The organism is Chloroflexus sp. MS-CIW-1, from assembly GCF_030444705.1.
Taxonomy (GTDB): Bacteria; Chloroflexota; Chloroflexia; order Chloroflexales; family Chloroflexaceae; genus Chloroflexus.
Window position 1 is genome coordinate 1,170,668 of record NZ_JAUBWR010000001.1, and the last position, 12,911, is coordinate 1,183,578.

Annotated in this window: 9 protein-coding genes; 8 read left to right on the plus strand and 1 reads right to left on the minus strand. The window is 51.9% G+C overall.

The features are described from left to right. The first annotated feature begins 50 nt into the window (after positions 1 to 50). The 5 genes from QTO31_RS04640 to QTO31_RS04660 all read left to right on the plus strand — a co-directional run bounded on the left by QTO31_RS04640 (position 51) and on the right by QTO31_RS04660 (position 7,580). A complete protein-coding gene (locus QTO31_RS04640; RefSeq protein ID WP_301428250.1) occupies positions 51 to 1,670 on the plus strand; it encodes an ABC transporter substrate-binding protein in 1,620 nt (539 codons plus the stop codon). A 108-nt stretch (positions 1,671 to 1,778) separates the two neighbouring features. Then, positions 1,779 to 2,615 carry an ABC transporter permease gene (locus QTO31_RS04645; protein WP_301428252.1) on the plus strand — a complete coding sequence of 279 codons (837 nt, stop codon included), beginning with the start codon at positions 1,779 to 1,781 and terminating at the stop codon, positions 2,613 to 2,615. A gap of 2 nt (positions 2,616 to 2,617) precedes the next feature. Further along, positions 2,618 to 4,639, plus strand: coding sequence for an ABC transporter ATP-binding protein (locus tag QTO31_RS04650; protein WP_301428254.1), 2,022 nt, complete (start codon positions 2,618 to 2,620; stop codon positions 4,637 to 4,639). Further along, positions 4,636 to 5,592 (plus strand): ABC transporter permease, encoded by a 957-nt coding sequence (locus QTO31_RS04655; RefSeq protein ID WP_301428255.1) that lies wholly within the window; start codon positions 4,636 to 4,638, stop codon positions 5,590 to 5,592. The genes QTO31_RS04650 and QTO31_RS04655 overlap by 4 nt, the downstream gene beginning before the upstream one ends. Positions 5,593 to 6,062: 470 nt before the next feature. Further along, entirely contained in the window at positions 6,063 to 7,580 is a 1,518-nt protein-coding gene (locus QTO31_RS04660) for a YifB family Mg chelatase-like AAA ATPase (protein WP_301428256.1), read from the plus strand. Between the two features lie 633 nt (positions 7,581 to 8,213). On the opposite strand, the gene QTO31_RS04665 is transcribed toward QTO31_RS04660, so the two are convergent. Continuing rightward, on the minus strand, positions 8,214 to 8,693 hold the full coding sequence (locus tag QTO31_RS04665; RefSeq protein ID WP_301428257.1) for a hypothetical protein: 480 nt from the start codon (positions 8,691 to 8,693) through the stop codon (positions 8,214 to 8,216). Positions 8,694 to 9,187: 494 nt separating this feature from the next. On the opposite strand from QTO31_RS04665, the gene QTO31_RS04670 reads away from it, so the two are divergent. From QTO31_RS04670 to QTO31_RS04680, 3 genes are read left to right on the plus strand one after another with little or no spacing between them, the layout of a single operon-like run. Then, complete coding sequence (locus QTO31_RS04670) at positions 9,188 to 10,459, plus strand: lipopolysaccharide biosynthesis protein (protein ID WP_301428258.1); 1,272 nt, start codon at positions 9,188 to 9,190, stop codon at positions 10,457 to 10,459. Beyond that, positions 10,456 to 11,730 carry a polysaccharide pyruvyl transferase family protein gene (locus tag QTO31_RS04675; protein ID WP_301428259.1) on the plus strand — a complete coding sequence of 425 codons (1,275 nt, stop codon included), beginning with the start codon at positions 10,456 to 10,458 and terminating at the stop codon, positions 11,728 to 11,730. The genes QTO31_RS04670 and QTO31_RS04675 overlap by 4 nt, the downstream gene beginning before the upstream one ends. After that, entirely contained in the window at positions 11,727 to 12,902 is a 1,176-nt protein-coding gene (locus tag QTO31_RS04680; protein WP_301428260.1) for a glycosyltransferase family 4 protein, read from the plus strand. The genes QTO31_RS04675 and QTO31_RS04680 overlap by 4 nt, the downstream gene beginning before the upstream one ends. The last annotated feature ends 9 nt before the right edge of the window (positions 12,903 to 12,911 follow it).

Here is a 12,911-nt window from a genome sequence, read left to right on the forward strand (position 1 = left end):
GCGAGCCGTTCGCTGTCGAACCAACCGTATTGGTAATGAAAGGAAAGTAGATGAGTTTATCAGAAGAGCAGCAACACGTTTTACAGGTAGCCCGCGCAGAGGTGCTGTCCGGGCGAATGAGCCGCCGTGCATTCTTACGCTTGGGACTGGCACTTGGGTTGTCGGCAGGAGCTACTGCACTGGTCGCATGTGGTGGCACGTCAACACCAGCGCCGACGGCCACTGCACCAATAGCTGCCGGTAGTGGACCAACCGGTCGGTTACGGGTTGCTAGCGAGATTCCTGTTCAGCTTGATCCGGCTTTTGCCTCATCCGATGCCGAAATCTTGATTCTTAACCACGTATACGATTATCTGGTTGATATCGATGCGACTAATGCCGTCGTTCCTCGACTGGCTCGTGAATGGACGATTAGCGAAGATGGTTTACGTTATCGGCTGGTGTTAGCGCCGGGAGTGACCTTTCACGATGGCAGTCCGTTGACCGCGGTCGATGTTGTCTGGACGTTCAATCGGTTGCGTGATCCGGCGTTGCAATTACCAACCGCCGATCTTTACGCGAACATTGCCGATATTGCTGCCGACGGGGATAATGCGGTTGTCTTTACCCTTAGCGAAGCAAACCCCTTTTTCCTCTACGATCTGTCTGATAACCACGCATTGGTACTGCGCGCCGAGAGTGAGAACCCAGCAACGGCATTCAACGGAACAGGCCCGTTCCGCGTTGTCGAGTATCGTACCGAAAACCGCATTGAACTTGCGGCTAATATCTCCTATTTTCAACCTGGTAAGCCAGCGGTTGCCAATCTTGAGATTATTTTCTTCGCCGACCAGGCGGCAGCCGTTGATGCGCTGCGCGGTGGTCAAGTCGATCTGGTGTTGCGTATGCCAACGCCGCTCTTCCAGACCTTGCAACAAGAGAGCGGTATTGTGACCGTGCAAACGCCAACCAACGGCTTCGATCTGGTACGATTGCGTGCTGACCGTGAGCCTGGTAATAAGCCAGAGGTCATTCGGGCGCTGAAACTGGCAACCGACCGCGAAGCAATTTTTCGCCAGGTAAAGGCCGGTTTAGGCGCGATTGGTCGTGATAGTCCAATTGGGCCGCTGTTTAGCGCATACTATTCGGAAGAAACCCCTCTTCCCCCACGCGATCCGGCAGCAGCTCGCGAATTGCTTGCCCGTGCCGGTTACGCTAATGGCTTACAGCTTGATCTGCATGTGCCCGATTCGGGTGATCGCCCCGATCTGGCTGTGGTGCTGAAAGAGCAGTGGGCTGAAGCCGGGATCAATGTCAATGTGATTGTCGAGCCAGAAAGTGTCTATTACGGTGATAACGGCTGGTTAGAGGTTGATCTGGGGATTACCGGTTGGGGTTCACGACCGGTACCGCAGTTTTACCTCGATGTGATGCTGGTGAGTGGTGCGATATGGAATGAGAGCCGCTTCAGCGATCCAGAGTTTGATGCGTTGGCTGCAACGGCTCGAACCACTCTCGATGAGGCTGAGCGCGTGCGTGCCTACCGTGAAATTCAACGGATTCTGATCGAACGCGGCCCGATCATTATTCCCTATTTCTTTGCTCAGCTTAGTGCTCATCGGGCCGGATTGCGCGGCTATGTCGCCAAGGCGTTTCCCGGACGTACAGATTTGGCTACGATTGCAGTGTAAGGTTGGTAGTATGGTGAGTGATGTTTCGGGTAAACTCACCACAGAGAACACAGAGGGTACGGAAAGGAAACAACTCTCTGTGTAAATGAGTAGTTCAGTGATATTGGCATGAAGTTAAGCCGATTTGTGCGGGCTTTTTTCGCCGATCTAGCAACAGCGACCGGTACGACTATTGTCATCTTGTTCCTCGGATTGGCCTTGTTTGGGCCATTGATTGCACCGTACAGTCCGACGAGGCAAAATGCCGATGCCATTCGGTTGCCACCCTCAACAACGCATGTGCTCGGTACCGACCGGCTTGGTCGCGATTTGCTTAGTCGGATCATTTACGGCGCCCGCGATATTTTGCTGCTCGCCGGTGGTGGAACCGTCCTTGCAGTGTTGCTGGGAACATTTATCGGGGTGAGTGTAACCTATCTGGGTGGCTGGCTCGAAGAACTTGTGTTTCGGCTCTTTGATGGCTTGCTCGCTCTGCCGGCACTGCTACTGGCCTTACTCTTACTGGGTGCTGTTGGCCCTTCACGCAGTGGGGTACTCCTGGTCATTGTGGTCGTCTATACACCGATTGTTGCCCGCGTGGTGCGCAGTGTTGTGTTGAGTCTTAAGACACGAGGCTTTATCGAAGCCGCCCGTATGCGTGGTGAGCGCCTTGGATATATACTCTGGCGTGAGCTATTGCCGCTGGTAGCGCCAACGCTGGCAGTCGAGGCGGCGCTCCGTTTCTCATACGCAATCTTCCTGGTTGCTTCGCTTGGCTTTCTTGGTGTTGGTGTACAACCGCCAAGCCCAGATTGGGGGTTGATGGTGCTTGAAGCGCGCAATGAGTTTGCCCTTGCTCCATGGTCACTCTACGCACCAGCAGCCGCCATTGCGTTGCTGGTGATTGGCGTCAATTTAATGGCCGAGGGTGTGAGGCGGGCAATACGCGAAGATGTCACAAGGTAGCAATGACAACACCAGTATTAACAGTAAACAATCTAACAGTAGCTTACCGTGTTGGGCAACGGGAATTAGCGGTTGTGCGCGAAGTGAGTCTGGCGGTTCATGAAGGTGAAATTCTCGGGATCGTCGGTGAAAGTGGCAGCGGGAAGAGCACGCTGGGTCTGGCAATCTTGCAGGCCCTGCCATCTACAGGACGGATCTGCGCAGGGCAGGTGTTCCTCGATGGGGTTGAACTAACCGGCTTATCAGGAAGCGCACGACGTGCGCTATGGGCCAATTCATTACGTCTGGTACCCCAAAATCCGCTGGCAGCCCTGAATCCAACGATGCGAATCGGTGAGCAACTGATTGAAGCTATCGGTGGTGATCGCCCGACAGCAACAGCACAGGCGATAAACGTACTGAAGCGTGTTCATATTCCTGATCCCGCACGTGTCATGCGCAGCTATCCGCACGAGTTGAGTGGCGGTATGCAGCAACGGGTCATGATCGCAATGGCCTTGCACGGCGCGCCACGCCTCCTCGTGCTCGACGAGCCAACAACCAGTCTTGATGTGACGACTGAAGCAGCAGTAATCGATTTGTTAGCCGAATTGATCGCCGAAAAGCAGCCAGCTACGATCTTTATTTCGCACAATCTCGGCCTGGTTGCCCGTCTTGCCGCTCGTACTGCGGTAATGTACGCTGGAGAATTAGTAGAAGTTGCACCAACGATGTCGCTATTTGCACAGCCGCGGCATCCTTACACGCAGGGATTACTGCGTAGTCTGCCACGACCGGGGTTGCGCTACAATCAGCACCCCCTACAACCGATAGATGGTACTATTCCGGCTCCCGGCACATTACCATCGGGTTGTGTCTTTGCGCCACGTTGCACCCTCGCCGATGATCGCTGTCGGCGCGAACAACCACCACTGGTTGTTACCGCTACACACCACCTTAGCCGTTGTCACTACTGGCAACAGGTACCGCAGAGCACCTCACTACCGTCAGTCGCGGCTCCATCGGCATCGTCAAACGACAACGATGACGTATTTCTTACCGCCCATCAACTGACCAAAACAATTTCTCGGCGGCAATCGTTGTTCGATAAACTCCGTGGTCAACCAGCTCCGGTAGTGAAGGCACTAGCCGGCGTTGACCTAACTGTGCACCGCAACCGCATTTTGGGCGTCGTCGGTGAGAGTGGTAGTGGTAAAACAACTCTAGCCCGCTGTCTAATCGGCCTGAGCGAACCTTCCAGCGGTACGATCAAGCTGCTCGACATACCGCTGGCACCCAATATTCAACGGCGCAGTCGCGAAGAGCTACGTCGTTTACAGATGGTCTTGCAGAACCCACAAGAGGCGTTGAATCCGGCGCTGACTGTCGGTGAAGCCTTGCTGCGCCCCCTGATTCGATTGGGCAGAATGAATCGCCGCGAAGCTCGTCAACGAATACCCGAACTATTACGACTGGTAAAGCTTCCACCAGACTACATAGATCGCCGACCAGCGCAACTGAGCGGCGGTGAGAAGCAACGGGTTGCGATTGCGCGAGCGCTGGCCACCATGCCCGATCTGCTTCTCCTCGACGAGGCTGTCTCGGCGCTTGACGTCTCGGTGCAGGCTGCCGTGCTTAATCTACTGGCAGAAGTGAAGGAACGAACTGGGGTTTCCTATCTCTTTATTACCCATGATCTGGCGGTAGTGAGCTATCTGGCCGATGAGGTTGTGGTAATGTACCGCGGCCAAATCGTCGAATCAGGGCCAGTGCAGGCTGTACTGGCTCCACCACTGCACCCTTACACAGAGGCATTGTTGACGGCTACCAGCAGTCGGGGTGTACGCCTACGTGAAGTAGAAGAACCAGACTCACTATCCGAAAGCGGTTGTCCATTTTACAGACGTTGCCCACGGACACCCGGTGACATCTGCGCCACCACACCACCACCCTGGCGTGATGCGGGAAATGGTCATCGGATTCGCTGTTATATTCCACTGGAAGAACTGCAAATAGTCCAGCGCTCAGTGCTGATTGAATTATGATCCAATATTTATTACGTCGCCTGATCTTACTCGGTGGTACCATTCTGATCAGCTCGCTAATCATCTTTCTGATTTGCCGTCTGTTACCCGGCGATGTCGCCCGTGTTCTGCTTGGCCGCGAAGCAGGTGAAGCAGCGCTGGCTGCCTTGCGTGCCGAACTGGGTCTTGATCGGCCCTTACCGATACAATACCTCGACTGGCTGATTGGATTTGTCAGTGGCGATTGGGGAATGGCCTACAGCACCCGCCAACCGATCCGGCCCATGGTGCTAGAGCGCCTGGCCAATTCACTGCTTTTAGCTGGGGCAACGTTAACACTATCACTACCATTGGGAATTGCTTTAGGCGTATGGGCAGGTTGGCGAGCGGGTAAACTCGACGACACCCTGATCAGTGTCTCAACCCTGGCCGTGACCGGGTTGCCGGAATTTGTGACCGGCTTATTGCTTATCGATCTCTTCGCCTTCCGCCTGCGCTGGCTGCCGGCCAATTCCTCCATCCGCCCAGACACACCATTTTTCGAGATTCTTCCCCAATTACTGCTACCGGCAATCACGGCAACCCTCGTCTTACTGGCGTACATCGCCCGTTTGACCCGTGCCGGAGTAATCAGCGAACTAGAGCAAGAATACACGCGCACGGCACTGTTAAAGGGATTATCTCCGCTGACTATGCTACGCCGCCATGTCTTGCGTAACGCCCTATTACCGACCATCACCGTAGTGGCGATCAGTCTCGGCTGGCTGATCAGTGGCTTGATTGTAGTTGAAAACGTGTACAACTATCCGGGAATTGGGCGTCTGTTAACCTTTGCCATTGATCGACGTGATCTCCTCTTGTTACAGGCAATAGCAATGGTGACGGTCGTCATTTTTACGGTTGCCAATCTGCTTGCCGATCTGATGTACGCTCTGCTCGATCCACGAATCCGTCTGGGGAGCGAGGAGCGATAGACGCATCACGTCATCTTTTCCAGCGTGATCACTCAGAATCACCGTCGGAGTGCAGTCCCTGGGTGCGCGGGCCTCTGGCCCGCATAGTACGATATATAGCCGGAGACCATTGTTTAGCGCACCAGCACACCATTACCCCCTCTTCCCCACTTACGGCCCCATCCCTGTCATCGGAGGTTGAACCCTCTCCTCGCACACCTCTACCGGTTGGGAAAACCGCTGAAAAGCCCTGAGCCAACAGAACACGCACCTTCACCAGTCTTGTAAACAGCATCCCGGCGGAGCTGCACGCAGAAATTGCACCAATTTTCAATAAAATGCGTATCTTTTTGTGATCTCAAACGCTATCTTTAATAGGACACAACATCTGTGAGTCGCTGCTTGTGGGCAAGGGCAGCGTACCCACTCCACAGGTGAGGGATGCAGACAAGAACGACACCGTTCACCTATGAAGCGTACCTGGAGAAACTATGCTCGCCAAAGTGCTAAGCTGTGCTGTCATCGGTCTTGATGGCGTATTGGTCGCAGTTGAAGTTGACGTATCCGGCGGCTTACCCGCCTTCAGTGTTGTCGGTCTGGGTGATGCCGCCGTTCATGAAAGTCGTGATCGGGTGCGTTCGGCTATACGTAACAGTGGTATGACCTTTCCGATGCGTCGGATTACCGCTAATCTGGCACCAGCCGATCTGCGTAAAGTCGGCCCTGCCTACGATCTCCCAATTGCGCTCGGCTTACTGCTAGCTACCGAGCAACTTGCAGCCGATGTGAGTAATGCCGTCTTCATCGGTGAATTGGGGTTAGACGGGACACTGCGCCATACGGATGGCATCCTGCCAATGGCGGCGGTTGCTCGGGCGAACGGCATTTCGACCATCTATCTACCGGCAGAAGATGCAGCAGAAGCTGCTCTGGTAGAAGGCTTGCGCATCATACCAGTACGCTCGTTACGTGAGCTAATCACCCATCTGAGCGGCGAACGGCCACTACAGCCGTACCGAGGTACAACCGGCTTCACGCCAACAGTTCCGACGGGCACCGTTGACTTTGCCGACGTTCGTGGACAAGAACACGTCAAGCGTGCGTTAGAGATAGCAGCAGCCGGCGGACACAACATCTTGATGAGTGGGCCGCCAGGTTCTGGCAAAACCATGCTCGCCAGAGCACTTCACTCAATCCTACCGCCGCTCAGTTTCGCTGAAGCGCTGGAAGTGACCAAAATCTACAGTGTTGCCGGTCAACTCCCACGCGATACACCGCTCATCCGGGAACGACCCTTCTGCGCACCGCACCACACCGTCTCAACGGCTGGCCTCGTCGGTGGTGGCAGTCGCGTGCGACCGGGAATGATCTCGCTGGCCCATCGCGGCATCCTGTTCCTAGACGAGCTCCCGGAGTTTGGGAATCGGCTCGAAGTCTTGCGGCAACCGCTCGAAGATCGGGTTGTAACCCTCAGCCGGGCGCACGGCAGCATCACCTATCCGGCGGCCTTTATGCTGGTTGCAGCACAAAACCCCTGCCCCTGCGGCTGGTACGGTGATCCTGAACGCACCTGCACCTGTTCACCGACACTGGTCAGTCGTTACCAGCGTCGGGTCAGCGGCCCTCTGCTTGATCGGATCGACATTCATGTTGAGGCGCCGCGGGTCAAGTACGACAAACTCAGCAGTCTGGCTACTGGTGAACCATCAGCGACCGTTCGCGAACGGGTCATCGCTGCCCGCCACCGTCAGACCGAGCGCCTACGTGGTCATCCGCGTTGTCAAAGCAACGCCGATCTCGGCCCGGTCGAGATTCGGGCATTCTGTGCACTAGACAGTGCCGGTCAATCACTGCTCAAATCGGCAGTGCAGCGACTCAACCTCTCAGCACGCAGCTATCATCGCATTCTCCGCCTAGCCCGCACCATTGCCGATCTAGCCGGTGTCGAACAGATTGCGGCAGTCCATGTTGCTGAGGCAATCCAGTATCGACCACGGCAGGTCGAGTAGGGAGGGGTGATGAGTGATGATACACGGATGAGGAAGCTGCAAAACCTGGCCCTGCTGAAGCGAGAACAGCGCCATGCGGTGAGCAGGCTGGCAGACACACGTTCGGGAGGCTAGGGGATAGTGGTATTCTTTCCACATCACCAATACCTCCGCCCTTCTTCACCGTAGAGGAAAGGGTTTAAGGGTAGAGCTTTGTAAAGTTCTCAGTTTCTGCTCGTATTCGATGACCAAACTGCGCAAGAACCGAGAAACACCGACAAACGTTATGCACCTGCTCACCGTGATTCTCAACTGACACCGTTTATCTGGGAGCGCGGGCCACTGGCCTGCGTCCTTCGATGCTTCGGTGGAACCAGCCTCCCCTGCAGACTCCCTCCTGCAAGCGGTAGGGATAATGAACCCCCCTACCGCTGCAACCCTCTTTTTTTCCACTCACCCACTGCCAGGGAGGAAACAGAACTACCCCTGACTTGAGGGTACAGGCGAACTGACAGCCACACTTTTTCAAATGTCTGGTGCCAGACTAGTTCAGAGCAGCAGGCCGAAGTCACCCTTCCCTTTTATAATGGCAAACCCGTTCTTCCGAGGACTGGTGAGGCATTCTGGAAATAGCCTACCAGTCCTCAAGCAAGACTATGGGCTAACAACAACACTACTCATGACCAGTTCCCCGGAGGGAAGAACCTGAATACTAAACGGTTGTAACTGCTCACGGGTAAACGCAGACGAAACCTGTTCGTTGAAAATAATTGCCACCGAGTCACCGGCTGCAACGTCGCGCAACGGTGCAGTGAATTGACCGTCGGCGCCAACAACAGTTTCAGCGATTAACGCATTACCACGTGACAGATTGATCACACGGATCGGTGCTTGAGGTGGCCCGCCCCCCCGTATTTGACCATCAGAAACTCGCACCGGCTCGGCAATATAGAACATCGGCTGCGGTTGATTACCACTTTCAGGAGCCGGGTAACTAGCTGAGAGGGTAGGAAGTGGCTGGACCGGATAGACCGGATACGCAGCCTGTGCCGTCGGAGAGGGTTCAGGTGTTGTTGTGGTGCCACACCCGGAAATCACAACTAGACAGAGTAATCCGATAATGAAGCGATGCATAGCGACCTCGTTTGCATACGATACACTTATCCTTAAGAGTATACCGCACATTACCAGGGGATTGTAACAAGAGATTGGTGTTTAGATAACAAGCTTTCCAGGCATGTGTTTTTGATTTCGATGAGATTACATGCGCGTGGTGGCACTATGAAGACAAATCAAGTATATCTCTCGTCTACCCTGACACCGAAACCGAGGTGAGAAACACCAGTGATGGCTCAGGAAGGGCGGTTCAATTTTCGAGATAAATTCATGAAAGGTGTTTTGCTTGATTGACAACGAGACCTTACCTCTGATATAATCTGATGGAAATTTTAAAAATTGATACAAGAAGTTTTGCCAAGAAACAAAAAACTGTAAACTACTATCAAAAAAACTATCTTAACAGACTATTTGTTTTATCAATACATTTTCAAATTTAAATTTCTTTACTCTATCCTCTAATTATATAAATAATCCAGACGGAACAGAATAAAAATCTTACGTATCACATTATGACCTTCCTTAAATCACTCACAGTGAAACACTTTTTCAAACAGATATCCTCACCAGCTATGATGACACTGACACGCGGCTTTGCAGCAGTAGCTACTGGTGCATTGTTCAGTCGCGTACTCAGTGCTATTGCCGGTATCTTGCTTGTTCGTTACTTCAATGATCCTGCACTGTACGGACAATACGCTACTCTCGTTACTATCCTGTCGTTAATATCAAATCTGCTAGGAATTGGCTTCGACACCTGGTTACTTCGTGAAGGTGGCCGAGATCCAGCACAGCTGTCATTTAATGCACGTCGTCTGATCGTCTTAAAGTTTGGAACTTCTAGCCTGTTAATTGGAACGTTAACATTAGCATGGAATCAAGCTGATCTTCATTGGTTGATCATTATTGGAATGTTCGGAATTATTGCTGAGAGCTACATCAGTACTGGTTATGTCATACTGCATGCCCTTAGCCGAAATTCCCTGGTTGCTATGTTGCAGAGTGTCAGCACTTTGCTAACCGTTGGTCTTATTCTGATCTTGATGCACTGGCCACCGCAAGTAGCAACGCTCATTGTGAGTCAGAGCTCTGTGAGTGGAATAATACTGCTTATCATTTCAATCCTGTTAGCTGAGCACTGGCGTGGTACATGGCGTCCTTTACGCTTGGGACATTTGATACGTGACGCTGGATTTTTTATTCTGGCTGATGTGTTAGCTAATATCTACTCTCAAGCTCAGATCGCCATTCTGGCTTTCTTAACTGACGATTTGAATGTTGGCATATTCCGAACTGCTGTTAACCTTATTACAATGAGTTTTCTTGTGCCAATGGCAATGTTCAATGTCGGATTACCGTTACTGAGCCGTCGGCATCAAGACCGGCGCCAGTGGTATCTACTCCTATCTGGAATGTTTGTCATCTCTTTTTTCTATGGATTCACCGTGCTTATTTGTTTTATATGGTTTGGAGGCAACATACTGCAACTTCTTTACGGTAATAAATATGAAATGGCAATCCCATTACTTGTACCACTCAGTATAGTCCCTCTATTCAAATCGCTAAGTTTTGTAGCACTTATGGCCATGCTTGCTTTAGGAGCGCAACGACTGCGAGTGATACTACAGAGTGTGGTTGTACTAATAAGTCTACTGGGTGGTTGGATTATCATATCTCATTTAGGTTTAGAAGGTGCAACATTATCGTACATTATCGTTGAGGGAGTGCTTTGTCTGTTATATTGGGTTGGAGCCATCTACACGTTACACAAAACACGTTTATGAAAATCGTTTTAATCAACAATCATTCGGTCTTGAATGCTGGTGATTATGCCATTTTGCTGCAAACACTTCAGCTACTCCATAACGCTTTTCCACAAGCTGAAATTAGCTTAACATTCAACGATCCAATCCATGCCCGTTCATTGCTGCCGAACTACCGTATCTATGCTGCACCTCCAGCCTGGGGGGTCGAGCTTGATCAACATCGTCAAGTGTTGAAAGCACCACGGTTAGTTCGTGGGTGGAATCTCGTGCTATTGTTCTTCAGTGCGCTGCTTGTACGACTATTGGGCAAACCTGTACGGATATTCCGTGATCGGCAAAAACAAGCTTTATTAGAAGAGCTGGCAAATGCCGATTTAGTCGTTGCAAGTGGTGGTGGCTATATCTATCATTGGTTTACCTTTGCTGCGGCATTAAGTATTTGTGCGCTGATCATGCGACGCCCGCTTGTCCTCCTGCCACAGTCTATAGGCCCTTTTCATCATCCATTACAAGTCTGGCTGGCAAAGATAATCGTAACAGGCGCTGATCTAGTCTTGGCTCGCGAAACCATTTCCCTCCGCAGGGCACGCGATCTTGGGGCACATGTAGTTCGTTACGAGCCGGATCTCGCCTTTGCCCTTCCCGCAGCACCAGCAGAACTTGCACAGGCCTGGTTTCGCTGGCGACAGACTATTCCCGAACCGGCCACAATGTACGTTGGGATAACTGCTATCGACTGGCATGGACAAAATCCTCATTTTCACCACCAACAACAGTACGAATCAGTATTAGTTAACTTTATTGATCGATTAACTGAACAGGGAGCTGTTGTTGTCCTGTTTTCACAAACATGTGGCCCTAGTCGCTCTGAAGATGATCGGTTAGTCAATCTGCGAATCTACCAAAACATTCGTAGACAAGAGCGGGTTATCATGCTGAATGAACCGATCCATCCTGCACTTTTGCAATCACTTTACGGATGTATGGATTACTTTGTCGCCACTCGCCTTCACTCATTTATTTTGGCGACAAATGCCGGAGTGCCAGCGCTGACAATCGGCTATTTGACGAAAAGCATTGGCATCTTGAGCGATATGGGATTAGCTGATCGCTGTCTTGATATTCAACATCTGAATACAACGAAACTGTGGCAGGCATTCACTCGCTTGCAGCAGGAAGGTTTACCACCGCACGTAGAAACATACGTCACGACTACCCGTCAGCGCCAGCAAGCGTTACAACGTGAACTTGCCGAACGATATGGAAAGCAAAAAGAGGTTGCAGAATGAACACACGCATCAGTGTAGTTCAGTTAATCCCTGGATTGATAGTCGGCGATCTAGGTGGTGGTCTGGAGCTGTACAGCATTCGATTGGCGCAGGCCCTTGATAAAGCACTATTCCACGTACAGATGGTTTGTCTTTGGCGCTTTGATCGACCGATTGAGCATCGATGGGAAAGCGAGTTACGAAATGAGGGCATTAATGTTTATTACGGTTCTCCGTTTGACCAGCGTATCACAACATCAGTTCTCCGGTCATTATCTGGTCTGCGCCCTCTTATGCAACACCTCCAACCAGACATTATTCACGCTCATGGGGAATATGCCGGAGTTATCGGCGTAGGATTGCGCTTTATGACCCGTTCGCCCCGTTTAATCCGGACATGCCATACAACTGTTGAATTTCCCAATCATCCACCGTTGCGATTCGCGACTTCAGCACTTTACCCGCTGGTCGCAACGGTACAGGTAGGAGTATCGAGCGCGATTGTAGCCCATTTGTGCCGTCATTTTTTGGTGCGTCTTACCCGCCAGCCGATCTGGTTCATTAACAATGGGATCGATCTCGATCGAGTCCTGAGACAACGCACCGGCGCCAGTATTCGTCGGGAATTAGGGTTATCCGCGGACATACCGCTGTTTGGTCTAGTTGGGCGTCTCACCGAACAGAAAGGTATTCCTGATGCGTTGCAGGCATTTGCACTTGTGCGGAAGCGATTGCCACAAGCGGTAATGGTCGTTGTTGGCGATGGGTATGGTGAAAAACCAAGGCTCCTCAAGGCTCAGGCTACCGAACTAGACTTAACACAATCAGTTTTCTGGTTGGGTGCGCGCCCCGATGCAATTGATATTATTGCCGATCTTGATGTACTCGTTTCAGCCTCACTGTGGGAGGGATTGCCCACGGTGATACTCGAAGCGATGGCTCTGGGAATACCTGTTGTAGCAACTGATATTCCTGGAACGCGTGAGTTGATCCTTCACGAGCAAACCGGATTACTTGTACCGCCCCGGAATCCACCAGCCCTGGCCCAGGCAATGGAGCGATTGATCAATGATAGGAACCTGGCGCAACAATTAGTTGTCGCTGCCCGCGAGCGGGTGGCACAGTTTTCTATTGCTAGTGCAGTGAAACAATATGAACATTTGTATTGCAGGTTAATGAGCATGAGACGATAACCCAAAAGT

Coding starts and splice junctions, on each gene's coding strand:
- QTO31_RS04665 (WP_301428257.1), bottom strand. CDS start 8,693: ATGCATCGCTTCATTATCGGATTACTCTGTCTAGTTGTGATTTCCGGG.
- QTO31_RS04650 (WP_301428254.1), top strand. CDS start 2,618: ATGACAACACCAGTATTAACAGTAAACAATCTAACAGTAGCTTACCGT.
- QTO31_RS04645 (WP_301428252.1), top strand. CDS start 1,779: ATGAAGTTAAGCCGATTTGTGCGGGCTTTTTTCGCCGATCTAGCAACA.
- QTO31_RS04675 (WP_301428259.1), top strand. CDS start 10,456: ATGAAAATCGTTTTAATCAACAATCATTCGGTCTTGAATGCTGGTGAT.
- QTO31_RS04640 (WP_301428250.1), top strand. CDS start 51: ATGAGTTTATCAGAAGAGCAGCAACACGTTTTACAGGTAGCCCGCGCA.
- QTO31_RS04655 (WP_301428255.1), top strand. CDS start 4,636: ATGATCCAATATTTATTACGTCGCCTGATCTTACTCGGTGGTACCATT.
- QTO31_RS04670 (WP_301428258.1), top strand. CDS start 9,188: ATGACCTTCCTTAAATCACTCACAGTGAAACACTTTTTCAAACAGATA.
- QTO31_RS04660 (WP_301428256.1), top strand. CDS start 6,063: ATGCTCGCCAAAGTGCTAAGCTGTGCTGTCATCGGTCTTGATGGCGTA.
- QTO31_RS04680 (WP_301428260.1), top strand. CDS start 11,727: ATGAACACACGCATCAGTGTAGTTCAGTTAATCCCTGGATTGATAGTC.